At 65.6% G+C, this 25,571-nt stretch carries 26 protein-coding genes; 11 read left to right on the top strand and 15 right to left on the bottom strand.

The features are described from left to right. Positions 1-115: 115 nt before the first annotated feature. Positions 116-748 carry a 7-carboxy-7-deazaguanine synthase gene (gene queE / locus DCM80_RS02395; protein WP_257195571.1) on the bottom strand — a complete coding sequence of 211 codons (633 nt, stop codon included), beginning with the start codon at positions 746-748 and terminating at the stop codon, positions 116-118. Between the two features lie 18 nt (positions 749-766). Continuing rightward, positions 767-1,225 (bottom strand): tRNA (cytidine(34)-2'-O)-methyltransferase, encoded by a 459-nt coding sequence (locus DCM80_RS02390; RefSeq protein ID WP_257195570.1) that lies wholly within the window; start codon positions 1,223-1,225, stop codon positions 767-769. Positions 1,226-1,503: 278 nt separating this feature from the next. Here DCM80_RS02390 and petA point away from each other — a divergent pair, with 278 nt between their 5' ends. The 6 genes from petA to DCM80_RS02360 all read left to right on the top strand — a co-directional run bounded on the left by petA (position 1,504) and on the right by DCM80_RS02360 (position 8,830). Continuing rightward, entirely contained in the window at positions 1,504-2,034 is a 531-nt protein-coding gene (gene petA / locus DCM80_RS02385; protein WP_028134854.1) for a ubiquinol-cytochrome c reductase iron-sulfur subunit, read from the top strand. A gap of 62 nt (positions 2,035-2,096) precedes the next feature. Next, a complete protein-coding gene (fbcH, locus tag DCM80_RS02380; protein WP_257195569.1) occupies positions 2,097-4,169 on the top strand; it encodes a cytochrome b/c1 in 2,073 nt (690 codons plus the stop codon). Between the two features lie 283 nt (positions 4,170-4,452). Beyond that, positions 4,453-5,127, top strand: a complete 675-nt coding sequence (locus DCM80_RS02375) for a dienelactone hydrolase family protein (protein ID WP_257195568.1) — start codon at positions 4,453-4,455, stop codon at positions 5,125-5,127. Positions 5,128-5,159: 32 nt separating this feature from the next. Beyond that, positions 5,160-5,777 carry a hypothetical protein gene (locus DCM80_RS02370; protein ID WP_257195567.1) on the top strand — a complete coding sequence of 206 codons (618 nt, stop codon included), beginning with the start codon at positions 5,160-5,162 and terminating at the stop codon, positions 5,775-5,777. Between the two features lie 232 nt (positions 5,778-6,009). Continuing rightward, complete coding sequence (locus DCM80_RS02365; protein ID WP_257195566.1) at positions 6,010-8,175, top strand: anthranilate synthase component I; 2,166 nt, start codon at positions 6,010-6,012, stop codon at positions 8,173-8,175. Positions 8,176-8,290: 115 nt separating this feature from the next. Then, entirely contained in the window at positions 8,291-8,830 is a 540-nt protein-coding gene (locus DCM80_RS02360; protein ID WP_018323310.1) for an adenine phosphoribosyltransferase, read from the top strand. Between the two features lie 13 nt (positions 8,831-8,843). Here DCM80_RS02360 and DCM80_RS02355 read toward each other — a convergent pair whose 3' ends face one another. The 11 genes from DCM80_RS02355 to DCM80_RS02305 form a co-directional block, all read right to left on the bottom strand. Beyond that, entirely contained in the window at positions 8,844-9,176 is a 333-nt protein-coding gene (locus DCM80_RS02355) for a GIY-YIG nuclease family protein (RefSeq protein ID WP_257195565.1), read from the bottom strand. A gap of 85 nt (positions 9,177-9,261) precedes the next feature. Beyond that, on the bottom strand, positions 9,262-9,930 hold the full coding sequence (locus DCM80_RS02350) for a hypothetical protein (protein WP_257195564.1): 669 nt from the start codon (positions 9,928-9,930) through the stop codon (positions 9,262-9,264). 60 nt (positions 9,931-9,990) lie between these two features. Beyond that, positions 9,991-10,743 (bottom strand): hypothetical protein, encoded by a 753-nt coding sequence (locus tag DCM80_RS02345; protein WP_128924119.1) that lies wholly within the window; start codon positions 10,741-10,743, stop codon positions 9,991-9,993. A gap of 216 nt (positions 10,744-10,959) precedes the next feature. Beyond that, the gene (locus DCM80_RS02340) at positions 10,960-12,168 is read right to left on the bottom strand and encodes a M48 family metallopeptidase (RefSeq protein ID WP_257195563.1); all 1,209 of its coding nucleotides are present in this window, start codon (positions 12,166-12,168) and stop codon (positions 10,960-10,962) included. 146 nt (positions 12,169-12,314) lie between these two features. Further along, on the bottom strand, positions 12,315-12,875 hold the full coding sequence (locus tag DCM80_RS02335) for a LemA family protein (protein WP_257195562.1): 561 nt from the start codon (positions 12,873-12,875) through the stop codon (positions 12,315-12,317). Positions 12,876-13,016: 141 nt separating this feature from the next. Further along, positions 13,017-13,997 (bottom strand): small ribosomal subunit Rsm22 family protein, encoded by a 981-nt coding sequence (locus tag DCM80_RS02330; protein ID WP_257195561.1) that lies wholly within the window; start codon positions 13,995-13,997, stop codon positions 13,017-13,019. Positions 13,998-14,147: 150 nt separating this feature from the next. Further along, on the bottom strand, positions 14,148-17,612 hold the full coding sequence (gene smc, locus DCM80_RS02325) for a chromosome segregation protein SMC (protein WP_257195560.1): 3,465 nt from the start codon (positions 17,610-17,612) through the stop codon (positions 14,148-14,150). A gap of 217 nt (positions 17,613-17,829) precedes the next feature. Further along, the gene (locus tag DCM80_RS02320; RefSeq protein WP_028134866.1) at positions 17,830-18,486 is read right to left on the bottom strand and encodes a DsbA family protein; all 657 of its coding nucleotides are present in this window, start codon (positions 18,484-18,486) and stop codon (positions 17,830-17,832) included. A gap of 134 nt (positions 18,487-18,620) precedes the next feature. After that, entirely contained in the window at positions 18,621-19,112 is a 492-nt protein-coding gene (locus DCM80_RS02315) for a DUF721 domain-containing protein (RefSeq protein WP_028134867.1), read from the bottom strand. Positions 19,113-19,121: 9 nt separating this feature from the next. Further along, a complete protein-coding gene (locus tag DCM80_RS02310; RefSeq protein ID WP_257176132.1) occupies positions 19,122-19,445 on the bottom strand; it encodes a HigA family addiction module antitoxin in 324 nt (107 codons plus the stop codon). After that, complete coding sequence (locus tag DCM80_RS02305) at positions 19,417-19,701, bottom strand: type II toxin-antitoxin system RelE/ParE family toxin (RefSeq protein WP_257195559.1); 285 nt, start codon at positions 19,699-19,701, stop codon at positions 19,417-19,419. The genes DCM80_RS02310 and DCM80_RS02305 overlap by 29 nt, the downstream gene beginning before the upstream one ends. An 83-nt stretch (positions 19,702-19,784) precedes the next feature. Between DCM80_RS02305 and mutY the strand changes: the two genes are divergently transcribed. Together mutY and DCM80_RS02295 are read left to right on the top strand one after the other, a co-directional pair. Next, positions 19,785-20,900 carry an A/G-specific adenine glycosylase gene (mutY, locus tag DCM80_RS02300; RefSeq protein WP_257195558.1) on the top strand — a complete coding sequence of 372 codons (1,116 nt, stop codon included), beginning with the start codon at positions 19,785-19,787 and terminating at the stop codon, positions 20,898-20,900. Between the two features lie 50 nt (positions 20,901-20,950). Then, on the top strand, positions 20,951-21,373 hold the full coding sequence (locus DCM80_RS02295) for a PaaI family thioesterase (protein WP_257195557.1): 423 nt from the start codon (positions 20,951-20,953) through the stop codon (positions 21,371-21,373). A 211-nt stretch (positions 21,374-21,584) separates the two neighbouring features. Here the strand turns inward: DCM80_RS02295 and DCM80_RS02290 are convergent, their stop codons facing one another. Then, the gene (locus DCM80_RS02290) at positions 21,585-22,862 is read right to left on the bottom strand and encodes a flavin-dependent oxidoreductase (protein ID WP_257195556.1); all 1,278 of its coding nucleotides are present in this window, start codon (positions 22,860-22,862) and stop codon (positions 21,585-21,587) included. 125 nt (positions 22,863-22,987) lie between these two features. On the opposite strand from DCM80_RS02290, the gene DCM80_RS02285 reads away from it, so the two are divergent. After that, on the top strand, positions 22,988-23,608 hold the full coding sequence (locus tag DCM80_RS02285; protein ID WP_257195555.1) for a glutathione S-transferase family protein: 621 nt from the start codon (positions 22,988-22,990) through the stop codon (positions 23,606-23,608). Positions 23,609-23,808: 200 nt separating this feature from the next. Here DCM80_RS02285 and DCM80_RS02280 read toward each other — a convergent pair whose 3' ends face one another. Then, on the bottom strand, positions 23,809-24,726 hold the full coding sequence (locus DCM80_RS02280; RefSeq protein ID WP_257197856.1) for a LysR family transcriptional regulator: 918 nt from the start codon (positions 24,724-24,726) through the stop codon (positions 23,809-23,811). Positions 24,727-24,817: 91 nt separating this feature from the next. Here DCM80_RS02280 and DCM80_RS02275 point away from each other — a divergent pair, with 91 nt between their 5' ends. Together DCM80_RS02275 and DCM80_RS02270 are read left to right on the top strand one after the other, a co-directional pair. Then, complete coding sequence (locus tag DCM80_RS02275) at positions 24,818-25,261, top strand: nuclear transport factor 2 family protein (protein ID WP_257195554.1); 444 nt, start codon at positions 24,818-24,820, stop codon at positions 25,259-25,261. 53 nt (positions 25,262-25,314) lie between these two features. Continuing rightward, positions 25,315-25,482: a DUF1127 domain-containing protein gene (locus DCM80_RS02270; protein WP_257197855.1), complete on the top strand. Its 168-nt coding sequence runs from the start codon at positions 25,315-25,317 to the stop codon at positions 25,480-25,482. Positions 25,483-25,571 lie beyond the last annotated feature (89 nt).

The following is a 25,571-nucleotide window of genomic DNA, read 5'->3' as shown; positions in this document are numbered from 1 at the left end:
GCCGTAGGAGTGTGCCGTAGGGTGGGCAAAAGGCGCCTTGCGCCGTGCCCACGTCTTTTTATCGTCATCCTGAATGGTGGGCGCGCTTCGCTTTGCCTACCCTACGAGATCTGTCCTATCTGATACCGAGCGATTTATGCGTCTGCACGCTGAGCCGCCATTGCGGGTGGCGCAGGCAATAGTCGATCGCGCGCGCGGTGTTCTCGATCACCTCGGGTCCGTCCATCGGCTGCAGAGAGAAGCGCTCGAAGGCGAGGTGCTCGAACGTCTCGGGCGTGGCGAGGGCCTGCGGGTAGACCAGTTTCAGCTCGTGGCCCTGGCGCAGCACCAGCTCGCTGCCGCCCTTGGGGCTGACGCAGATCCAGTCGAGGCCATCGGGCGCTTCGATGGTGCCGTTGGTCTCGACGCCGATCTCGAAGCCGCGGGCGTGGAGCGCCTCGATCAGCGCGGCGTCGACCTGGAGCAGCGGCTCGCCACCGGTCAGCACCACGTAGCGGTCGGCTTCGGCGGCGCGCCATTGCGCGGCGATGGTGTCGGCGAGCTCGGTGGCCGAGCCGTAGCGGCCTCCGAGCGTGCCGTCGGTCCCGACGAAATCCGTGTCGCAGAACTTGCAAGTGGCCTCAACGCGGTCCGCCTCGCGCCCGCTCCAGAGGTTGCAGCCGGCAAAGCGGCAGAACACGGAGGCGCGTCCGGCATGGGCGCCTTCGCCTTGCAGGGTCAGGAAGATTTCCTTGACCGCGTAACTCAATCGTCTCTCCTCTGGCCTTCAGACTTGCGGGGTCCGGACCTGCCGTAGCGCCTCGCCGGCGGCCATCGCCGCGCTCATGGCGACATTGAGCGACCGCAGCCCGGCCCGGATCGGGATCACCAGCCGCGCATCCGCGGCCTCGACCACCGCCTCGGTGACGCCGGCGCTCTCGCGCCCGAATAGCAGGATGTCCGACGTCTGGTAACGGAAATCGCGATAGTCGGTGGCGGCCTTGGTGGTGAACAGCAGCAGGCGGTGGCCGTGGGCGGCGCGCCAGTCCTCGAACTTCGGCCAGGAATCGTGCCTGACGATGCTGACATGGCCGAGGTAGTCCATTCCCGCCCGGCGGAACGCGCGGTCGGAGACCGGGAACCCCGCCGGTTCGATGATATGGGCGTCCAGCCCGAGGCAGGCGCAGAGCCTGAGAATCGTGCCGGTGTTCTGGGGGATGTCGGGTTGGAAAAGCGCTATCTGCATCGGGAATGGCGGGTTGGTTGTGGATTGGAAATGTCTCAATAAAACATCGCCTGCCCGGGAATTCGTGCATGGCACGCCCCCGCGCCGATAGCGGGCTTGCGCTCGCCCGGCAAGGGTGCCAATAGAACGATTCTGGACTGCTGTTTCGCCTATTTAGAGGCGAATAAGCGAAGTTCTGCCGCCGCGGGGGGCCGCGGGCGCCGGCAGCCTTTCCGGGGACCTCATGGGCGCCCCCTGGAGCGGTTCCACCGGTTGCACAAGAAGAAAGGGTTGGAATCGTGACGACAGCGTCTTCGGCGGACCATCCGACACGCCGTGATTTCTTATTCGTTGCAACCGGGGCAGCTGCGGCAGTAGGGGGCGCGGCCGCGCTCTGGCCCTTCATCTCGCAGATGAATCCTGACGCCTCGACCATCGCCGCCGGTGCGCCGATCGAGGTCGATCTCAGCCCGATCGCCGAGGGCCAGGACATCAAGGTGTTCTGGCGCGGCAAGCCGATCTACATCAGCCACCGCACCAAGAAGCAGATCGAGGAGGCGCGCGCCGTCAACGTGGCGAGCCTGCCCGATCCGCAGACCGACGAGGCTCGGGTCAAGTCCGGTCACGATCAGTGGCTGGTCGTGATCGGCATCTGCACCCATCTCGGCTGCATCCCGATCGCTCATGAAGGCAGCTACGACGGGTTCTTCTGCCCTTGCCATGGTTCGGTGTACGATACGTCCGGCCGCATCCGCCAGGGCCCTGCGCCCTCGAACCTGCCAGTGCCGCCGTACCAGTTCGTTTCCGACACCAAAATCCAGATCGGCTGAGCTTCGGACCTTCGTCCGAAGCTTCGCGCCGTCTCGTCGTATTATTTCCTCAGGATCGCATCATGAGCGGACCATCCGACTACCAGCCGAGCAATCCGGCCCTGCAATGGATCGAGCGGCGCCTGCCGATCTTCGGCCTCATGCACTCCTCGTTCGTCGCCTATCCCACCCCGCGTAACCTGAACTATTGGTGGACCTTCGGCGCCATCCTCTCCTTCATGCTGGGGATGCAGATCCTGACCGGCGTGATCCTGGCGATGCATTACACGCCGAATGCCGATCTCGCCTTCAAGTCGGTCGAGCTGATCGTCCGCGACGTGAACTACGGCTGGCTGCTGCGCAACATGCACGCGGTCGGCGCTTCGATGTTCTTCGTCGCCGTCTACGTCCACATGTTCCGCGGCCTTTATTACGGGTCGTACAAGGAGCCGCGCGAGGTGTTGTGGATCCTCGGCGTCATCATCTACCTCCTGATGATGGCCACGGGCTTCATGGGCTACGTGCTGCCCTGGGGCCAGATGAGCTTCTGGGGCGCCACCGTCATCACCAACCTGTTCTCCGCCATTCCCTATGTCGGCGAGAGCATCGTGACGCTGCTGTGGGGCGGCTATGCGGTCGGAAACCCGACGCTGAACCGCTTCTTCTCGCTGCACTATCTGCTGCCGTTCGTGATCGCGGGCGTCGTCGTGCTGCACGTCTGGGCGCTGCACGTCGCCGGCCAGAACAACCCTGATGGGGTCGAGCCGAAGACGGAAAAGGACACGGTGCCGTTCACGCCGCATGCCACCATCAAGGACATGTTCGGCGTCGCCTGCTTCCTGCTGCTTTACGCCTGGTTCATCTTCTACATGCCGAACTATCTCGGTGACGCCGACAACTACATTCCGGCGAACCCGGGCGTGACGCCACCGCACATCGTGCCGGAATGGTATTATCTGCCGTTCTACGCGATCCTGCGCTCGATTCCGGACAAGCTCGCTGGCGTCGTCGCGATGTTCGGGGCGATCATCATCCTGTGCTTCCTGCCCTGGCTGGACGCCGCGAAGACGAAGTCGTCGAAGTATCGCCCGCTGGCCAAGCAGTTCTTCTGGATCTTCGTCGTTGTCTGCATCCTGCTCGGCTATCTCGGCGCGCAACCGCCGGAGGGCATCTACGTCATTGCCGGCCGGATCCTGACGTTCTGCTACTTCGCCTACTTCCTGATCGTGCTGCCGCTGCTCTCGCGGATCGAGAAGCCGCGGCCGGTGCCGAACTCGATCTCGGATGCGGTGCTGGCCAAGACCGGCAGCCGATCGACACCGATGGTGTCGACCGCGATCGTGCTGGCGCTCGCCGGCTCGTTGTTCGCGGGCTCGATCGACAGCGCGAAAGCGTCTGAAGGCGGCGACAAGCCTCCGGGCAACAAATGGTCCTTCGCTGGGCCTTTCGGTACGTTCGATCGCGGCGCCCTGCAGCGCGGCCTGAAGGTCTACAAGGAGGTCTGCGCCAGCTGCCACGGCCTGTCTTACGTCGCCTTCCGCAATCTCGCCGAGCCCGGCGGGCCCGGCTATTCGGTGGCGCAGGCGTCGGCGTTTGCAGCCGAGTACAAGGTCAAGGACGGTCCGAACGATGCGGGTGACATGTTCGAGCGGGCCGGCCGGCCGGCGGACTATTTCCCCTCGCCGTTCCCGAACGAGCAGGCTGCGCGTGCGGCGAACGGTGGTGCGGCGCCGCCCGACCTGTCCCTGATCACCAAGGCGCGCTCTTACAAGCGTGGTTTCCCCTGGTTCATTTTCGACGTCTTCACCCAGTACCAGGAGCAGGGGCCTGACTATGTCACCGCGGTGCTCCAGGGATATGAGGACAAGGCGCCTGAGGGCGTGACCATCCCGGAGGGGTCCTACTACAACAAGTACTTCCCGGGCCACGCGATCAAGATGCCGAAGCCGCTCAGCGACGGCCAGGTGACCTATGACGATGGCTCGCCGACGACGGTTGCGCAGTACGCCAAGGACGTCACCACGTTCCTGATGTGGACCGCCGAGCCGCACATGGAAGCGCGCAAGACCCTCGGCTTCCAGGTCTTCGTGTTCCTGATCCTGTTCGCGGGCCTGATGTACTTCACCAAAAAGAAGGTCTGGGCCAGCTCGCATTGAGGCCGCGCCTGACGAGACAAGACATGAGAAAGCCCCCGCAAGGGGGCTTTTTTGTTGCTCTCGTGTCCCAGACGCGCGAAGCGCGAGCCGGGACCCAGGATGCTTCCGACTGGGCCCCAGGAACAGCAGCGCATCACGCCGGACTGGACGATGCTTCGCATCGCCAGGGGCGCGCTGCGCAGCATCCGGGGCACGAGAGTTTGTTTGCGCGGTGATTGCGTCCTCTGCGCTCACCCGCCAAAATGCCGTCAACCGCTCCCTCAGAAACTCACCGGAGGACACCATGGGAACCGCCATCACCTTCAAGCGGCCGGACGGCAAGGACGCCTCGGGCTATCTCGCCAATGCCGCGCGCGGCAACGCGCCGGGCGTGGTCGTGATCCAGGAATGGTGGGGATTGTCGGATCAGATCAAGGGCCTGTGCGACCGCTTCGCGCTGGCCGGCTTCGATGCGCTGGCGCCCGATCTCTACAAGGGCAAGGTGGTGCCGTATCACGACACCGACAGCGCCAACAAGGAGATGAACTCGCTCGACTTCATGGACGCCACCACGCAGACGGTGCGTGGCGCCGCGCAATATCTGTCGCGCAACGGCGCCAAGGTCGGCCTGACCGGCTTCTGCCTCGGCGGCGCCGTGACCATCATCGGCGCGACCAGGATTCCGGAGCTGGCGGCCGGCGTCGTGTTCTACGGCATCCCGCCGGAGCAGGCCGCCAAGCCCGCCGACGTCAAGATTCCGCTCCAGGCCCACTTTGCCAACAAGGACGATTGGTGCACGCCGGAGCTGGTCAACGGCTTCGAAAAGGCGATGAAGACCGCCGGCAAGTCGCTCGAGCTGTTCCGCTATGATGCCGAGCATGCCTTCGTCAACGAGCAGCGCCAGGCCGTGCACGACCGCGAGGCCGCCGAGCTCGCTTGGGGCAGGGCGACGGAGTTTTTCCGCAAGCATCTGGGGTGAGACCCGGAGCGATCGATCGGGAGCAGCGAAGTATGGCGACGTCTTCTTTCACCCGCCGCGTGCGCGGCCTGATCGTTGGGGGCGTGGCCGCCATTGCCGGCATCGTTGCGTTGACGACAGCCCAGGCGGCGGCAGAGCAGGCCTTCGTCACGCTGAACGGCAACCTCAAGGCAGAGGCCTGGTGGGTCATCGCGGAATTCCACCCGTTCACGACCGAGGTTCGCGGCATCCCCGCGAACCAGATCCGCAAGAGCTGGTGCAAGGCGACCGAATTCCGCAAGGACCTGATTCCCAAGGAGCTGCTGGTCGAGAACGGCGCTGATGTGATGAAGGACGCCGGCATGTCCTTTGCCGTCGAGGGGCGCTTCGACGGCGCCGCCACGAGGCAGATCGCCGTGGTCGGTGTGTTTCAGGAGTGTGCCGGCCCGAAGGGCAGGTTCATGCTGATCCTCGATCAGCCGGACGGCGAGAAGCCTAAGGTGCGCTTTGTCGACGCCGTACGTACCAACCGCCAGTTCGCGGCTCTTTCGAAGGACAAGCGCGGCAAGCTCGTCCTTTGGGGATGCATGGAATGCGACGGTTATTCCGTGCTCAAATGGGATCGGAAGAAGAGCAGGTTCGGCTGGGAGGCTGACCCTCTCGAGCAATAGCCCGAAGCCGACCCTCGCAGATGGGGCGGCCCTTGACGCCGTCCCCGCGCCATGGTGAGTATCGCCCCATGAGCACCGCCGTCCGCCCAGCCCGTCTTTGGTGGCGCACCTCCTGACGAGGTGGCCGGTGCGATTTTTCTTTCCCAAATCGTCTGAGGTCGCCTGCACAGCGCGGCGGCCTTCTCGTTTGTCCTGTGTGGCGTTCCCTCGGCAAGTTTCGTAAGAGGACGACATGAACAGGACCGTCTTTGCCCTCCCGGCCAGAAGCGACTATGCGACCCGCGCAGGTCTTGCGATCACGCGCGTGGCAGAGCAGTTTACCGGCGGCGCCAGCCGGCTCGACGACCTGATCAATCTGCTCGACCGCCGCCGCGGCGTGGTGCTGTCCTCGGGTACGACCGTGCCCGGCCGCTACGAGAGTTTTGACCTCGGCTTCTCGGATCCGCCGCTCAAGCTCGAGACAACGGGCTTTAATTTCAAGCTCGAAGCGCTCAATCCGCGAGGAGAGGTGCTGATCGCTTTCCTCGGCGACGTCCTGCGCGAGCCCTGCGTGGTGATCTCCGAGAAGACGCCCGTGCGCCTCGCAGGCCACATCATCCGCGGCGACGCGCCGGTCGAGGAGGATCAGCGCACGCGGCGCGCAAGTGTGATGTCGCTGGTGCGCGACCTCGTCGCCGCCTTCTCCGCCAATGATGACGGGCTGCTCGGCCTGTTCGGCGCCTTCGCCTACGACCTCGTCTTCCAGATCGAGGATCTCGTGCAGAAGCGCCCGCGCGAGCAGGACCAGCGCGACATCGTGCTCTACGTTCCCGATCGCCTGCTGGCCTATGACCGCGCTACCGGCCGCGGCGTCGTGCTCTCCTACGATTTCGCCTGGAAGGGCAAGTCCACTGCGGGCCTGCCGCGCGAGACCGCCGAAAGCCCGTACCTGAAAACGCCGCGCCAGGGCTTTGCCGACCATGCGCCCGGCGAATATCAGGCCACGGTCGAGACCGCGCGCGCGGCGTTCGCGCGCGGTGATCTGTTCGAGGCGGTGCCGGGACAATTGTTTGCCGAGCCCTGCGACCGATCGCCGGCCGAAGTCTTCCAGCGCCTCTGCGTCATCAACCCGTCGCCTTACGGCGCGCTGATGAATCTGGGGGAGGGCGAGTTTCTCGTCTCCGCCTCGCCGGAAATGTTCGTGCGCTCGGACGGACGCCGCGTCGAGACCTGCCCGATCTCGGGCACGATCGCGCGCGGAACGGATTCGATCGGCGATGCCGAGCAGATCCGTAAACTCCTGAACTCGGAGAAGGACGAGTTCGAGCTCAACATGTGCACCGACGTCGACCGTAACGACAAGGCGCGCGTCTGCGTCCCCGGCACCATCAAGGTGCTGGCGCGTCGCCAGATCGAGACCTACTCGAAGCTGTTTCACACCGTCGACCACGTCGAGGGCATGCTGCGTCCCGGCTTCGACGCGCTCGATGCTTTCCTCACCCATGCCTGGGCCGTCACCGTCACGGGTGCGCCGAAGCTCTGGGCGATGCAGTTCGTCGAGGATCACGAGCGCTCGCCGCGGCGCTGGTATGCGGGGGCAATCGGCGCGGTGAATTTCGACGGCAGCATCAACACCGGCCTCACCATCCGCACCATCCGCATGAAGGATGGCCTCGCCGAAGTGCGCGTCGGCGCCACCTGCCTGTTCGATTCCGATCCCGCCGCCGAAGACCGCGAATGCCAGGTCAAGGCCGCCGCGCTGTTCCAGGCGCTGCGCGGCGATCCGCCGAAGCCGCTTTCGACTTTCGCGCCCGATGCCACCGGCTCGGGCAAGCGGGTCTTGCTGATCGACCACGACGACAGCTTCGTGCACATGCTCGCCGATTATTTCCGCCAGGTCGGCGCCGACGTCACCGTGGTCCGCCACGTGCACGCGCTCGACATGCTCAAGCAGAAGACCTGGGATTTGCTGGTGCTGTCGCCGGGCCCCGGCAGGCCGGAAGATTTCGCGATCAACAAGACAATCGATGCGGCGCTGGAGAAGAAGCTGCCGGTGTTCGGCGTCTGCCTCGGCGTGCAGGCCATCGGCGAATATTTCGGCGGCGAGCTCGGCCAGCTCACCCATCCCGCGCACGGCCGGCCCTCGCGGGTGCAGGTGCGCGGCGGGCGCCTGATGCGCAATCTGCCGAACGAGATCGTCATCGGCCGCTATCACTCGCTCTATGTCGAACGCGACAGCATGCCGGAGGTGCTGTCCGTCACCGCCAGCACCGAGGACGGTGTCGCCATGGCGCTGGAGCACAAGACCCTGCCGGTCGCCGGCGTGCAATTCCATCCGGAATCGCTGATGTCGCTCGGCAATGAGGTGGGACTGAAGATTGTTGAGAATGCGTTCCGGCTGGATGCCGGGGCAAATTGAGTGCATGTTTCATGCTCGTCATTCCGGGGCGATGCGCAGCATCAAACCCGGAATCTCGAGATTCCGGATTCGGCTCTTCGAGCCGCTCCGGAATGACAGCTAACATGGGATACAAATGACCTTTGACCACGACATCAAGGCGAGCGTCCGCACCATTCCCGACTATCCGAAGCCCGGGATCATGTTCCGCGACATCACGACCCTGCTCGCGGACGCGCGCGCCTTTCGCCGCGCGGTCGATGAGCTCGTCAATCCCTGGGCCGGCAACAAGATCGACAAGGTCGCCGGCATGGAGGCAAGGGGCTTCATCATCGGCGGCGCGGTGGCGCACCAGCTCTCGGCCGGCTTCGTGCCGATCCGCAAGAAAGGCAAGCTGCCGCACACCACCGTGCGGATCGCCTATTCGCTCGAATACGGCATCGACGAGATGGAGATGCATGTCGACGCGATCCAGCCCGGCGAGCGCGTGATCCTGGTCGACGATCTCATCGCCACCGGCGGCACCGCGGAAGGTGCGGTGAAGCTGCTGCGCCAGATCGGCGCCAACGTCGTGGCCGCCTGCTTCATCATCGACCTGCCCGAGCTCGGCGGCGCCGCCAAGCTGCGCGCCATGGACGTGCCGGTGCGCACGCTGATGACGTTCGAGGGACACTGACTCGCCACAGCGGTCAGATCGCCTCGGCCTCCAGCTCGGCCTGCCAATGCAGCAGGCGCTCCTTCAGCAGCGCGTTCCTGACATAGGCGCTGTCCTCGTCCTCCAGCCGCTCGCATTCGGCAAAGGTCAGGCCAGCCTCGCCATACGTGGTCCAGGCGGCCTGGAGACTGCGGCAGGTGTGGCTACCCTGGCGCAGCGAGAACCAGATGCGGTTTTGGATCGTCTCCAGATTGGGAGCCTGGCCCACCCAGGCCTCGCCCGAGGCCGCGCAGCGCACGGCGAAGATGCCGGCGATGGTCTTGCGCTCCTTATAGGCGGCGATTGCTGCTTTCCGGTCGATGCTCACGGGCGGGGCCTTTTAACTGAGGGCGTTGCTGCGCACCCCAGTAGCGGCACGTCTGGCTCCTGTCAATATTACCCGGGTAAAATATTCAGGACCGCTGCAGGATCAGGCTGAGCTCGAGCTCGCGGAAGGCGAGGTAATTGCGCCGGGTCCATTGATGCAGCTCGGTCGAAGAGTCCTTCTCCTGGCGCAGGTAGCGGGTGAAGGAGAAGTTCAGCCGGTCGACATAGGTCTTGAGGAAGCCGGGCAGAGCGGGCAGGCGGAGCAGCCGGCCGCCTTCCATCGCCGTCGGCAGCTCGCCGCGCACCACATATTCGTTGTCGACCGTGATCAGGTTCATGCGCGGGATCTGTCCGCGCAGCATCTCGTGGGCGCGCGCCGAGACGCGGTCGGTGTCGGCGATGAACAGGATCTGCGGCGCGACGTGGCGGCGCGCCGCTTCCTTCAACAGGCCGATCTCCTCGGTCATCTTGAAGAACTCGTCGAAGGCGTGGAAGCCGAGGTCGATCACCTTGGCAAGCCCGTCGTCGACGATGACGCGGTCCATCAGCTGCATCTTGCCGTAGGTGTCGATCACGTCGGCGGTCTCGGTGACCCCCGGCAGGTAGTCGAGCAGCGACGGCTCCTTCAGATTGACGTCGAAGGCCGCGACGTTGCCGTTCTTGAGCAGCAGGAATTCGCTCAAAAGCCGCGCCAGCAGCGTCTTGCCGACCTGCGGGCGGGGCGAGCAGATGATGTAGACGGGCGTTGCGGACATCGACAGCCATATCGGTCGAACTTGACGACCAATCCAGCCGTATCAGCCCGGCTTGCGCAACTATTTTTCGCTGTTGCGGGTCACCGGTTTCGAACCGACGATGTCGGTCAGGCGGATGCGGTCGAACTCGCTCCAGACGTTGGCCAGCCAGTGCCGGACATAGCCGCGCAGCACGAAGGAATAGTTCGCGGCCTCGTCGTTGATGCCCTTGTTGGCGACGAACTTCAGGAACGGAACGGAGGACACCTCGACCTGCTCGTAGGCCATTTCGTTGAGCTTGGGGATGGTCAGCTCGGTGGCGTCCTTGATGCGGTGGAAGTAGGAATTGTAGGTCGCCTGGTCCCACTGGAAGAACTGGGTGTCGTTGATGAAGTTCTTCACCAGGAAATATTTTGCACCGGTCATGAAGCCCGCGGTCTCGGCGATCTCCTCCAGCGAGGCGATCGAGGGTCCCAGGATGTGGAACACGGCGAAGGTGATCTGGCCGGCCTTGGCGGCGTCGAGGAAGCCGATGTCGCGGAGCGAGGCCAACGCCGGCGAGAGCAAGCCGGCGCGGACGTCGATCACGGTCACCGAAGGGCTGACGGCGTTCAGCGTATCGAAGATCTTCATCTGGTCGGCCGTCGTCGTCATGTCGACGATCTCGGTGATGTCGGGGTGGAAGCGCTTCAGGGTTCCGCGCGGCGATTCCGTGTCGAAGGCGCGCGTCGGCACGTTGTTGGCTGAGAAATAATCGAGCAAGGTGCGCGACACCGTGGTCTTGCCGACCCCGCCCTTGTCCGCGCCCACCACAACCACTGCCGGCTTTGCCATTGCTGTCCCCTAACGCGCCCCCGATCGCGAGGTCGCAATCGGCCGGGCCCCAAATCGATGTCCCAAGGAATGCCCCAAGGATGTCCCGAGTCTGCTGTTGGGCGCGAACATGGCAGAAACAAGGGAGAATTCAATTCCGCAGGCCGTCGATACGGCAATTCCCGAAGTTTTTCCCACTCGCGGCGAAACTGCCGCGGATGGCGGCACAACGCATGCTTAATGACGGCCCCAAGGACCCATAGGATTGCCCAGCGGGGGGCTGTTTGCGGTTCCGGAGGTGCCGGACGAAGGCACCGGCGGCGGAGCAGCTTGGCTGTCGACACCGTTCCAGGGGCCATGACTGAGCGGTGGTGGGGCGTCCTGCGGATCGGCTGGCGCTTCCAGCTCGTCCGTTGCCTCGGTCGGCGGCAGCGGGCCCGGATCACGGCCGCCGGCAAACTTGACCAGTGCATCGACCCTGGATTGCACCGAGGGGTGGGTTGCGAACAGATCGGCAAAGCCCTCGCGGGGATTGTCGACGCAGAGCTCCATCACGGCCGAGGTCGCACCGGGCAGCTCGCCGCGATTCTCGATCTTGCGCAGCGCCGAGATCATCGCATCGGGATCTTTCGTCAGCTCGACGGAGCCGGCGTCGGCGAGATATTCGCGCGACCGCGACAGCGCGAGCTTGACCACCTGCGACAGCAGCCAGGCCAACACGATCAGGACGATCGCGATGATGATCACGATCACCGCGCCGCCGCCGGAGCTCTTGCTGTCGCTCGACGACGAGGACGAGCGCGAGGACGATGAGGAGCCCGACGAGCCGCCGGAGCTCCAGTTGAAATTCGTGAACAGGCGGAAGAACATCTCGCCGAAGAAGCCGACCACGCCGGCGATGATGACGGCGACCACCATCAGCTGGACGTCGCCGTTCCTGATATGGGTCAGCTCGTGGCCCAGCACCGCCTCGATCTCCTTGTCATCGAGCGCATCGAGGAGACCCGTGGTGACGGTGATGGAATATTGCCTGGGATTGAGGCCGGTCGCGAACGCGTTTAGCGCCGGGCTCTCCATGATCTTCAGCTTCGGCATGGTGATGCCGCGCGAGATGCAGAGGTTTTCGAGCAGGTTGTAGAGCCGCGGCTCCTCCTGCCGGGTGACGCCGTGGCCGCCGGTCACCGCGTCGATCATCGACTGGTGGAAGAAATAGGCGATCACGATCCAGACCGCCGCCACGACGGTTGCAACAGGCGCTGCGACTTTCAGATCCTGGAAGGCGTGGGTCAGGTAGAAGGCGACGGTCCGGTTGCTGTCGATGAAAACCTCGGCGACGAGTGCGCCGGCAAAGACCAGCACGTAGACCAGCAGGAACAAGCCGGCGAGCAGCAGCATCGAACGAGACTTGTTCGAGGCGATGTGCGTGTAGAGACCGTACGCGGCCATGGCTGCTTCCGTTTGCTCCTTGTCATTCCGAGGCACGCCAACGGCGTGAACCCGGAATCTGGAGCTTAGTGTCTCGGTCGAGGTCCCGGGTTCGCGTCTTCGACGCGCCCCGGAACGGCAAGAGTGAGAAGCCGATCACGCAGCAATCAGAACTTCACCTGCGGCGTCGCCTCGACCTCGGTACGGCTGGCGCCGAGATCGAAGAAGTCCTTCCGGGTGAAGCCGAACATGCCGGCGAACAGCGCAGCCGGCAGCTGCTGGATGCCGGTATTGTATTCCTGGACCGCGCTGTTGAAGAAGCGGCGGCTCGCCGCGATCTTGTTCTCGAGGTCGGAAAGCTCGGATGCGAGCTGCTGGAAATTGGCGTTGGCCTTGAGGTCCGGATAAGCCTCCGACAGCGCGATCAGCCGGCCGAGCGCGCCGGACAGCTGGTTCTCGGCCGCGGACACCTGCGCCGGCCCCTGCGCGGACATCGCCGAATTGCGCGCCTTGATGACATCGTCGAGCGTGCCGCGCTCATGCGTGGCATAGCCCTTCACGGTCTCGACCAGGTTCGGAACGAGGTCGTGGCGCTGCTTGAGCTGCACGTCGATATCGGCAAAGGCCTGGCCGACGCGCTGGCTCAGCGCCACCAGGCGGTTATACGCGCTGAAGGCGAACAGCGCGAGGACGACGATGACGCCGAGAACGATCCAGCCGGTCGACATGGAGGACTCCTGAAGGGAAAAGAAAGCGGGCGGGCGCTAGGATAGACCAAATCGGTGCAGGATGAGAGCCCGACGCGGAAGGGAGGTAGGACTTGGTCGAACGGGGAGCCGCCCAAGTTCAAGGCAAAGCGAGCAATGAGGTCAACTTTCGGCGATGACGGCATCGCCCCAGCGCCAGCGCCGGGCCGCTGCATAGGCCGCCTTGTCGCGCCGAGGTACCTTCGCAAGCTCAACGCCGTCTTCCGTGCAGAGCTTGGCCGTGATCTCGGCCTTGCCCACGTCCGGCGGCGCCAGCACGCGCGCGGCGCGGGCGGCAGGCGGGCTGCGGGTCAGCGCGACGTAGATGAAGCGTTCGTCCTCGAACGGCACGTCGGCGCCCTTGATCTGGCGGTGCGCCTGCGAGCGCGGCAGGCGCTGGGAGAAATGGCACCAGTCGGGCGGGATAAGCGGGCAGGGTCCTTCGTGCGGGCAGGGCGCGGCGACGTAAGCGCCGGCCGCGATTAGCTGCTGGCGCAGCGCGAGGATGCGGCCGTAGCCGGCCGGCGTGCCCGGCGCGATCACGACCAGCGCGTGGCGCGCCTTCGCCCACATCGCGTCCGCGAGCTTGCGCTGATCAGCTTCGCCGAGCTCGCCGATGACGTAGCTGGCGATGACGAGATCGGCTTGGGAGACCTCGGCGAGGTTGCCGCCGGCATCGCCGGGCAGATAGCGGCACTCCGCCAATCGCGAGCTGCCGCGCGCCAGTTCGAGCGCGAGCCGGCTCAGCGTGGCGTTGGCGTCGAGCAGCGTAAAATCCTGCAGCGACGGGAACGCCTCCGCGGCGGCCCAGCTCGCGGTGCCCGGGCCCGCGCCGACGTCGAGCAGCGTTTCCGGGGCAAGGCTTGGCGCGATCTCGGTCAGCGCATTGAGACTGGCCACCACCGCCGCGTAGGTCGCGGGCATGCGTGCGAGTGCGTAGGCGAGCGCGTCGGCTTCGGACTTGATGGTGCCGGAGGTGCCGCCGGCGCGATAGGTGGTCGAGATCTTCTGCGAGCGCTGCGCGGCGTCGGTGCGGGAAAAGCCTTGCAGCTTGCCGTCGAGGGCGGCTTTCAGTTCGGCGGGCAGGGTGGGGGCTATCATCATCCGCGGTCATGCCCCGCGAAGGCGGGGCATCCAGTACTCCGAGACAGTGCCGTCAGCCGAGGAGCCGCGGCGTGCTGGATCATCCGCTCCAGTGCGCAATTTGCGCACAAGGCGGATGATGACGTCAATGGGTGTGGCGCGACTGCGGACTCACGCCACGTTCTGGTCGAGAATGTCCACGGCCTCGGCGAGGCTCACCGACACCAGCTGCGAGACGCCGCGCTCGGCCATGGTGACGCCGAACAGACGGTTCATCCGCGCCATCGTGATCGGGTTGTGGGTGATGATGATGAAGCGCGTGTCGGTCGAGCCGGTCATCTCGTGCAGGAGGTTGCAGTAGCGTTCGACGTTGTGGTCGTCGAGCGGCGCGTCGACTTCGTCCAGCACGCAGATCGGCGAGGGGTTGGTCAGGAACACCGCGAAGATCAGCGCCATCGCGGTCAGCGCCTGCTCGCCGCCCGACAGCAGCGACAGCGTCTGCGGCTTCTTACCCGGAGGCTTGGCGATGATTTCGAGGCCGGCTTCCAGCGGGTCGTCGCTCTCGATCAAGTGCAGCGCGGCTTCGCCGCCGCCGAACAGCTCGACGAACAAGCGCTTGAAGTGGTTGTTGACGACCTCGAACGAGGTCAACAGCCGCTCGCGCGCCTCCTTGTTGAGGCTCTGGATGCCCTGGCGCAGCCGCTTGATGGCTTCGACGAGGTCGTCGCGCTCGGTGACGAGGCCGGTGTGCTGGGTCTCGACCTCGCGCAGCTCCTCCTCGGCGCGCAGGTTGACCGCACCGAGACGCTCGCGGTCGCGGCGCATCTTTTCGAGCTCTTCCTCGATGTCGTGCAGCGGCGGCAGCTCGGCGCCGGGCTCGATCTCGGCGAGGCCTGCGACGGCCTGCGGCTCGACCTCGAGCATGTCGCGGATCTCGCGTTCGACGTCTTCCAGCCGGCGGCGGGCGCCTTCCATGCGCTCCTCGGCGCGGGCGGTGGCCTCGCGCGCGCTGGAGAGCGCCTCCAGCGTCAGCTTGGCGACGCGGTCGGTCTCGGCCATCGCGCTTTCTGCGGTTGCGAGCGCATCGGCGGCCATGCGGCGGTCGTTCTCGGCGTACTCGATCTCGGTGATCAGCGCGCTGCGCTTCTCGGCGAACACGGCCGGTGCGTTTTCGAGCTCGCTGCGCTCGATCGTGAGCTCGGCGATGCGGGCCTGGATGGTGTCGATATGGGAGGCCGCGCTCTCCTTGCGGTTCTGCCACTCGGTGCGCTCGGCGAGGATCGCCTGCACGCGGCGGTCGGCCAGCTCGGCCTCGCGCGCCAGCGCCTGCGCCTCGGCGCGGACCTGGGCGGCCATGCGGCGATGGCCTTCGATGTCGCTGCGGACGGCGGCAAGACGCGTCTCGGTGTCCTCGCTCGACGGCAGCTCGCCGATGCCGGCTTGAGCGTATTCGTAGGCAGCCTCGGCCTCGGCGCGGTCGGCGGCGAGGCGGCTGTGCGCTTCCGACAGCGTCGCCTTGCGCGCGGCATGGCGGCTGATCTCGCGCTCGGCGTTGGCATGACGCTCGCGCGCGACGTTGAGCTCGCGCTGCGCGGCGCGCCAGGCTTCGCGGCTGGCGCCTTCGGTGCTCGCCGCCATCTGCAGCTCGGACTCGGCGTTCTCCAGCGCCTGGCGCTTGATCTGGGCGTCGATGCGGGCTTGCTCGAGCTCGTTCTCGATGTCGACGAGGCGGGCGCGCTCGGCAAGGCGGCGGGCCGCGCCGGTCGGGGCATGCGCCGCGGCGACGAAACCGTCCCAGCGCCAGACATCGCCTTCGGGCGAGACCAGCCGCTGGCCGGTCTTGAGCTGCGACACCAGCTCGGCGCCGCGCTCGCGCGGCACCACGCCGATCTGGGCCAGGCGGCGGGCCAGTTCGGCCGGCGCCTGAACGTGGTTGGCGAGCGGCACCGCGCCTTCGGGCAGCTCCGGATCGCCTTCGGTGTGGCCGACATTGGTCCAGCGCATCGGCGCCGACGGATCGATCGGGGCGTCGAGATCGTCGCCGAGGGCGGCGCCGATCGCCTTCTCGAAGCCCTTGTCGACGGTGATGCCGTCGATGATCGGCGGCCACAGATTCTTGGTCTCGCCGTTGACGATCTTGGAGATCGTGCGCGCCTCGGTCTCCAGCCGCTGCACGCGCTTGTCTGCCTCGACCAGCGGCGAGCGCGAGGATTCCAGGGTCTGGCGGGCCGCGACGTGGGCAGCTTCGCTGGCCTGTGCCGCAGCTTCGGACGCCGCCAGCGTCTCTTCCGCAGTCTCGACCAGAGCGGTCAGCTCGTCGAGATCGCCGAAGCCGCCGGTCGCCTCGGTGAGCTTCTGCTCTTCCGCGGCAACGTTTGCGATCTCCTGGTCGAGCCGGGCGAGCTTGTCGCGGTGGGTGCGGACGTTGGCCTCGAGCTGATTGCGCTTGGCGGTGAGGTCGGCGAGCGCAGTGGTGAGCTCGGCGAAGCGCTGCTCGGTCTCGGTCAGCACCGCCTCGGCCTCGGCGACACGCTCGTCGACGCCGGAGCGCTTCTCGACCCGCGATTTGATCTCTTCCTTCAGCTCGGCGTCTTCGGTGTCGAGCCGTTGCAGCGCGACGTCGGCATCCATGGTCTGTTGCTGGGCACGCGAGATGTCGCCCTCGAACTGGGCGAGGCGGCGCTCGAGCTCGGCGACGCGCTCCTTGGCGCGCTCCTCCTCGCGGTCGAGCAGCTCGCGGGCATTGGTGAGGCGCTGCAGTCCGGCCGCGGCGCGCGCTTCCGCATCGCGCAGGGCGGGCATCTCCGCGGCGCGGATGGCCTGGATGCGGGCGGCCTCCGCCTGGTGCTGGGTGCGCTCGGCCATCTCTCGCACGGCGAGGTCGTGGGTCTGGCCGGATTCGTTGACGTCGGCATGGGCGCCGATCCAGCGCAGATGATACAGCGTGGCTTCGGCCTTGCGGACCTTGGCCGCGACCTCGCGATAGCGCACCGCCTGGCGGGCCTGCTTCTTCAGGCCTTCCATCTGCCCTGCGAGCTGGCCGATCACGTCCTCGACGCGGGTGAGGTTGGTTTCGGCCGCCTTCAGCCGCAGCTCGGCTTCGTGACGGCGGGCGTGCAGGCCGGCGACGCCGGCAGCGTCTTCCAGCACGCGGCGGCGCTGCTCCGGCTTGGCCTGGATGATCTCGCCGATCTTGCCCTGGTGGACGAGCGCAGGCGAGCGCGCGCCGGTGGCGGCGTCGGCGAACAGGATCTGGACGTCACGGGCGCGCACGTCGCGGCCGTTGATGCGATAGACCGAGCCGGCCTCGCGCTCGATGCGGCGGGAGATTTCGAGCAGCTGGCTGTCGTTCATCGCCGCGGGCGCGGTGCGATCGGCATTGTCGATCGTCATCGTCACTTCGGCGTGGTTGCGCGCGGGACGGTTTCCGGAGCCGGCGAAGATCACCGCGTCCATGTCGGCGGCGCGCAAGCTCTTGTAGGAGGTCTCGCCCATCGCCCAGCGCAGCGCCTCGACGAGATTCGACTTGCCGCAGCCGTTGGGGCCGACCACGCCGGTCAGGCCGGGCTCGATGACGAAGTCCGTGGGCTCAACGAAGGACTTGAAGCCGTGAAGGCGCAGGCGGGTGATTTTCATAAGCACGCATCTCTGTTGGCAGGCGCGAATCCCCCTGCCGGGACAATACCATGAAAGGCAATGTCGCTATCCGGGCGAGTCGCGCGAGGCGCCTCATGCGGCTGGACAATGGCCGCGGTGGGCAGCGAGGGCAACCGGCGAAAGCCGCTTTTCCCAAGGGATTTATGCCGGGAAAGATACGGCTTTGGATGCGCGAATCAGAGCGGTGGCGTGCGAATCAGCTCTTCAGCAGCGGATTGATCTTCTTGGCGAACTCCTCGAACGAGGTCTCGCCCTTGATCTTCTCGCCGTTGATGAAGAAGGTCGGCGTCGAATCCACCTTGAGCACGTCGCTGGCGTATTTCTGGTCGGCGGCGATCTTGTCCAGCAACGCCTGATCCTTCAGGCAGGCTTCGACCTGCTGCTGGGTGAGGCCGGCCTGCTTGCCGATCCGCGTCAGGGTCTCGGTGGTGTTCTTCATGACCCAGTCGTTCTGCTGGCGGAACAGCATGTCGGTGACCGCGAAATATTTCGGCGCGTCGTCCTTGGCGATGCAGCGCGACAGCATCGAGCCTGCGGCGGCTTTGATGTCGAGCGGGAACTCGCGGAAGATGTAACGCACCTTGTTGGTGTCGATGTATTCCTTCTTGATCTTGGGGAATACCTGCTCGTTGAAGACGGCGCAGTGCGGGCACGTCATCGAGGCATATTCGGTGATGGTGACGGCGGCATCCTTCGGGCCGAGCGCCATGTCAGGCAGCGACACCGGCTTGGCGACGTCGGCGGCCGACTGCGCCATGGCGTCGGAGATGAGGCGGAGCGGCGAGAGCCCGGCGAGCGCGGCAAGCCCGGTCAGCGACAGCATCGTGGTGAAGGCGCGGCGGGTGATGATCACGGTCGGCTCCCGAATTGGCGTGGTCTCGCCCCGGGGCTTTTCGAGGTTCCCGGGCGGCCTGTCGCTAGCTTGAAACGTGGTTTGAGGCAATGGCGAGCGACGATGACGGGTCCAGATTGGCCGCGAAATGAGGCTCAATTTCGCTTGATGGCGGCCCCGAGCCGGGCCAGCGCCGTCTTCAGTTCTTCATCTTCGATCTCCCCCAGGCTCTCGGCCACCTTGGCGACGCGTTTGGGGTCCGGCGGGGCCGGCCGCTTCCGGGCCTGGGGCCGCGACAGAGGGGCCTGGCGGAAGGCCAGCTTGCCGACCGCGCTCCAGCCGAAGAAGCGATTGACCCGCTCCAGGATCACGTCGGCGGAGTGCTGGATCTCCAGGGCCATCGGTCCCTCGACCCGCAGCACCAGGGTCGCCGGCTCCTGCGGTTGTCCCTCCACCGGCCGCGGCCATTGCATCTTCAACGGCTCGGCATGGGCGGCGATCTCGGCTCCCGCAATCTGCGCCCACCGCGTCACCAGCTCGCGCGCCGCGAACCCCTGCTTGGCATAGGCCTCGGCAAAGACGTCGTCGAGCAGGATCCCGAGCGGCTTGGCGCTGATGGGGCCGGGTTTGGGTGGGAATTTGGACATCGGCTGGAACTAGGCCGCCGCGCGTGGCCGGATGGCCTTGAGGTCGCGATCAATCTCGCGCCGTCGCTGCATCAGATCGTAGTCCATCTGGAGTCCGAGGAAAAAGCCTTCCGACAGACCAAAATAGCGGGCGAGCCGCAGATCGGTGTCGGCCGTGATGTCGCGCTTGCCCAGGACGATCTCGTTGATGCGCCGCGGTGGCACGCGGACGGCGCGCGCCAGCCCGTTCTGGCTGAGATCCATCGGCTTCAAGAACTCCTCCAGCAGGATTTCGCCGGGATGAGGATTGCGGAGGAGACCGTTCCTAGTCGTGGTAGTCGACGATTTCGACATCTCTCGGTCCTCCGTCGTCCCAAGCAAAACAGATGCGCCACTGATCGTTGATCCGAATCGAGTGCTGGCCCTGGCGATCAGCCTTCATGGCTTCGAGCCGGTTGCCCGGCGGAACCCAGAGATCGGCCAACACCCGTGCTTGATTCAGCAAACGCAGCTTTCGCAAAGCCGTATTTTGGATGTCGGGCGGCAGTTTTCGACTTCGCCGCCCGGACCAGATCAACTCTGTCTCGGAGTTGGCGAAGCTCTGGATCATGCTTGTGTATAACGTATGGCGTTATAGTGCGCAATGGTGGGGTTGCGCTGGCCAGGGGCGGAGTCCTCCTCTAGGAAAGACGAATGTCCTCGTCTGCGCGCAGGAAAGAACGTAGCACGACGGCGCTCACGCCATCGGCTCGCCCGTCATTGCTGCTCGCCTGGTACGATCGCCACCGCCGCCGGCTGCCCTGGCGCGCCGCGCCGGGGCAGGCGTCGGACCCCTATCGCGTCTGGCTCTCGGAGATCATGCTGCAGCAGACCACGGTGAAGGCGGTCGGGCCCTATTTCGAGAAATTCGTCGCACGCTGGCCGGATGTCATCGCGCTCGGACGCGCCTCGCAGGATGACGTGCTGCGGATGTGGGCCGGGCTCGGCTATTACTCGCGCGCACGCAACCTCTATGCCTGCGCCGTCGCGGTGACGCGCGAGCATGGCGGCGTCTTTCCCGACACCGAGGAGGGCTTGCGCGCGCTGCCGGGGATCGGGCCGTATACGGCGGCGGCGATTGCCGCGATCGCCTTCGACCGCCGCACCATGCCGGTCGACGGCAATATCGAGCGCGTGGTGTCGCGGCTCTTCGCAGTCGAGGAAGCGCTGCCGCAGGCCAAGCCGTTGATCCAGCGACTGGCGGCGACGCTGCTGGCCGACAGCCGGGCCGGAGACAGCGCACAGGCGCTGATGGACCTCGGCGCCTCGATCTGCACGCCGAAGAAGCCGGCGTGCTCGCTGTGCCCGCTGAACGAGGATTGCATCGCGTATGCGCAGGGCACCCAGGAGACCTTTCCCCGCAAGGCGCCGAAGAAGAGCGGCACGTTGCGGCGGGGCGCCGCTTTCGTCGTGACGCGCGGCGACGAGCTGTTGGTCCGCAGCCGGCCGGACAAGGGGCTGCTCGGTGGCATGACCGAGGTGCCGGGTTCGGATTGGCTTGCCGGCCAGGACGATACTACCGCGAAGCGGCAGGCGCCCGAGTTGAAGGGATTGTCGCGCTGGCAACGCAAGGCGGGCGTGGTCACCCACGTCTTCACGCATTTTCCGCTGGAGCTCGTGGTCTATACCGCGAAGGCGTCGGCGCGCACGCGGGCACCGGAGGGCATGCGCTGGGTGCCGACTGCGACCCTTGCCGATGAAGCGCTTCCCAACGTCATGCGCAAGGTGATCGCGCATGCACTGGATCTCGCACCGCGCCGTCCCTCCTGACAGCACGCTGGCAGCAGCGTTGCGCTAGGGATTGCGAACGGAGGCTGCCAATGGTCAAGACCGCACTCGACGACTTTCCGAGACCGCCCTGTGCCGAGCTGCTGGGATGGCGACTGCTCGATGCCCGCCCGCAGGAAGGCTGGATCAAGCTCGGCTTCGAGGGCAAGCCGGAATTCTGCAACCCTGCGGGTTTCATCCAGGGCGGCATGCTCTCGGCCATGCTCGACGACACCATGGGGCCGGCGGTGCTCGTGATGAGCGAGGGCCGGCTCTACACCACCACCATCAGCATGACCGTGAACTTTTTGGCGCCGGCCAAGCCTGGGCCAATTATCGGCGAGGCCAAAGTGACGCAGCTCGGCAAGACCATCGCCTTCGTCGAGGCCAAGCTGATGGCCGAGGACGGCACGGTGCTGGCGACGGCGAGCGCGAGCGAGCGGCTGCTGGAGGCGGCGAGGGTGGTGGGCAAATAGTTTAGTGTTGCGCACTGCTCTTCCTTCTCCCCTTGTGGGAGAAGGTGGCGCGAAGCGCCGGATGAGGGGTATCTCTCCGCGAGTCTAAACTGCGAGTTGGACTCGCGGAGAGATACCCCTCACCCGAGTGAGCCCGCGTCTACCGGCATCGCGGCCCTCTCCCGCAAGGGGCGAGGGCACATCAAAGGGCATCTCGCTTCGAGCGAGAGCGTCACGCCCCCGCGCGCGCGTCCTTGCTCACGATCGGCGGCTTGGCGTTCAGCGCCTCGACCTGAAAGCCGGCGACGCGCTTGTAATTGGCGGCGATGTCTTCCAGTTCTTTTTGCGACAGCACGTCGGTGACGATCTTATAGCCCTCGGGCGCGCGCTCTTCGACCAGCTGCATCACCTGCTCGGGGCCGTTCTTGCGGTTGAGCAGGACGAGATCGGTGGTCGCGGGCCGGCGCTCGGCCTCATAGGCGCGCAGCGCCGCGCTGGTCGGACCATGCGCGAGAATCTCGCGGGTGATGACGCGGGCATCGAGGATCGCCTGCGAGGCGCCGTTCGATCCGATCGGGTACATCGGATGCGCGGCGTCGCCCATCAGCGTGACCTTGCCGAACGTCCATTGCGAGACCGGATCGCGGTCGACCAGTGGATATTCATAGGCGTGCGGGCAGTTCTTGATCAGGCCGGGCACGTCGAGCCAGTCGAACGTCCAGCTCTCGAACCAGGGCAGGAACTCCTCCAGGCGCGCGGTGCGGTTATAGTCCTCGCGCCGCCACTGATAGGTCGGCGGCATGTGCCGCTCGGCGACCCAGTTGATCAGGTGGTTGCCGTTCGCGTCCGGCTCCTTGCTGATCGGATAGCAGACGAATTTCAGGATCTCGTGCCCGGCCATGATCATGGTGCGGCCGGTGAAGAAAGCTTTCGCCGGGGTGACGCCGCGCCAGAGGATACGGCCGTTCCAAATCGGAGGGCCTTCGTTCGGATAGAGCTTTTCTCGCGCGGCGGAATGAATGCCATCGGCGGCGACCAGGATCGCGCCTTCATGGCTCCCGGCGGTCTTGCCGGTCGCGCGGTCGATGAAGTCAGCGCGCACGCCGCTTGCGGTCTCGGTCCATCCGGTCAGATGATGGCTGGTGAGAATGTTGTCGCGGCCGAGCCGCTCGACCGCGGTGTCGAGCAGGATCTGTTGCAGGGTGCCGCGATGGATCGAGAATTGCGGCCATTTGTAGCCGGCCTCCAGCCCGCGGGGCTCGCTCCAGATCGGCTTGCCATGCTTGGAGAAATAGGCGAGCTCGCGCGTCCGCACGCCGCTGGCATCCAGCTTGTCCAAAAGCCCGAGCTCGATCAGCTCGCGCACCGCATGCGGCAGCACGTTGATGCCGACGCCGAGCGGCTTCAGCTCGGCGACGCTCTCGAACACTTTCACGGGAACGCCGATCTGGTGCAGGCTGAGCGCGAGCGTCAGCCCGCCGATGCCGCCGCCGGCGATGAGTACCGTCATGACAAGATCCCCCTCCGATCGACGCGTCTTCGCATAGCAGGGCGGCGGTGGGCAACTGCGAAGAGCTCGCCTATGGACGGGGCGGCGAGGGACCGTTAACTTCAAGCTTTCCCATGAGGTCCGACATGCTCAAGCTCTACTACGCCACCGGCACCTGCGCGCTCGCCACCTACATCACCCTGGAGGAGGCCGGCGCCGACTACACGGCCGAGCGGTTGAGCTTCAAGGACAACCAGCAGAACAGCCCCGATTATCTCAAGATCAACCCGAAGGGCCGCGTGCCGGCGCTGGTGACCGATCGCGGCGTCCTGACCGAGACGCCGGCGATGCTGGCCTACCTCGCCCAGACCTTCCCCAAGGCGAAGCTCGCGCCGCTCGACGATCCCTTCGACTTCGCCCAGGTACAGTCGTTCAATTCCTATCTGTGCTCGACCGTGCACATCAACCACGCCCACAAGATGCGCGGCGCGCGTTGGGCGACCCAGGAGAGCTCGTTCGCCGACATGAAGGCGATGGTTCCGAAGACCATGGCCGCCTGCTTCAAGCTGATCGAGCAGAAGATGTTCGGGGGACCCTGGGTGATGGGCGAGCAGTACACGATCTGCGATCCCTATCTCTACACGCTCTCGACCTGGCTCGAAGGCGACAGTGTCGACATCAATGCGACGCCGAAGATCGCCGATCACTTCAAGCGCATGTCGGAGCGCCCGGCCGTGGCAAAGGTGATGGAAGCTCAGAAGGCGTAGGAACGCGGCCACATACACCCCTGTCGTCCCGGGCAAGCGTCAGCGCAGACCCGGGACCCATAACCCCAGGGAGAAGTTGCCGCGCGCGCTGACAACCGCGAGTCTTCGCCAAACTCCTCCCTGGGGTTATGGGTCCCGGATCGGCGCGCGCTTGGCGCGCGCTTGTCCGGGACGACACTGTGCTTGTTGAAGCTGTAGACTTATCCAGCCCTCCCTTTTTCCAATTCCCGTCCCGTCTCCAGCATCAGCCGGCGCAGCCAGATCGAGCCGGGGTCCATCTGAGCCCGGGTCGGATAGAACATGAACTGCTCGTCGATGCCGGGGTCGAGCGGCGGCGTCACCGTGACGAGGCCGAGCTGCTTCGACAATGCGGCAATCAGCCGGCGCGGCACGAAGGCGACGAGGTCGGTGCGGGCGGCGACGTGCAGCGCTTCGAGATAGCCTGACACCACCAGCGAAATGTGCCGCTCGATGCCCTTGGCTCGCAGCCAGGTGTCGATCAAATCCTCATTGCTGCCGCGAATGATCACGCCGACATGGCGTGCGGCCAGGAAGGTTTCGCGCCGCTTCAGCTTCGCGCCTGTGGGATGACCGTGCCGCACCGCCAATGCGTCGCTGTCGGTATAGAGCAGCTGGCGGTGAAATCCCTTGAAGGCGTTTCCGATCGAGATCACGAGGTCGATGGTGCGGGCGAATTCGGCGTGGAAGATCGCAGATCCCCGCCATGGAACAACGTCGATGCGGATGTTGGGCGCGACCTGCGTCACCTTCTCCATGAACCGCGGCACCAACAGCTCGACCGCGAGATCCGGCATCATCAGGCGGAATTGCCGCTCGCTGCGCGCCGCATCAAAATCGTCAGGCACGAACAGCCCGCGCACCTGGTCGAGCGCCTGAGCGAGCGGCGCACGCAAGGCCTGCGCCCGCGGCGTCAGCTCCATCCGCGCGCCGGTGCGCACCAGCAGGGGATCGCCGAGAATGTCGCGCAGGCGCTGCAATGCATGGCTCGCCGCCGGCTGGGACAGGCCCATCCGAAGCGCGGCGCGACTGACACTGGTCTCGCGCAGCAATGCGTCCAGGGCGGTCAGCAGGTTCAAGTCGAGCGAATGCAAATTCATGGGGTGAATACATATCATATCGACTATCGATTTGAAGAATGTAGATCGGCCGGCGATGATCTCGGTGTTCTCACCAAACGGAGATGCCGCCATGAGCGTTGCCGCCAACAAGAAACTGATGCAGGATATTTTCGCCGCCGCCGCCAATCCGGATCCGGCTGCGCGCGACCGCGCCCTGTTTACCGCGAGCCTTGCCGACGACGCCAAATGGGTGGTCACCGGCCAGTATTCCTGGTCGCGCACCTTTTCGGGCAAGGAGGCGATCCTTGGCGATCTGCACGGCTATGTGCGCAAGCGCCTGCGCGACCGCACGCGCACGGTCGCGCACCGCTTCATTGCCGACGGCGATGTGGTCGTCGTCGAGGCCAAGGGTGACAACGTCACGCCCGAGGGCGTGCGCTACGACAATGATTATTGCTTGGTGTTCCGTCTGGAGGACGGCAAGATCAAGGAAATCCGCGAATATTGCGACTCGATCCTGACGGAGAGGGCGCTGGGCCCGTTTCCGCAAGAGGCCGTGAGGGCTGCGAGCTGACTGGATTGGACGACGTCACGTCCACCGGCCGGCCCTGTCCGTCGCGCCTCACCATGCTTGTGCGGATATGGCGGAGGCTGGTGAACCTCGCGCGGGCCCGGCGACAGCGGTCCTGGGCCCGATGCCAGCTCGCTGCAATGACCGACCGAGAGCTCCAGGATTGCGGCATGACCCGGGCCGAGATTGCCTACGAGCTGAAGAAGCCTATCCGGCCGAAATAAACGGACAAGAAGGAGCGGCGCTGCCCGCGCCGCTTCATCCCGGATCCCCGGAACCCTCGGGAACCTTTGCGCCTGCCGGACGTTTCTGT

It is taken from the genome of Bradyrhizobium sp. WBOS08 (assembly GCF_024585125.1).
Taxonomy (GTDB): Bacteria; Pseudomonadota; Alphaproteobacteria; order Rhizobiales; family Xanthobacteraceae; genus Bradyrhizobium; species Bradyrhizobium japonicum_B.
The sequence above is the reverse complement of the archived record's forward strand: the minus strand, read 5'-3'. Positions and strand labels throughout refer to the sequence as shown.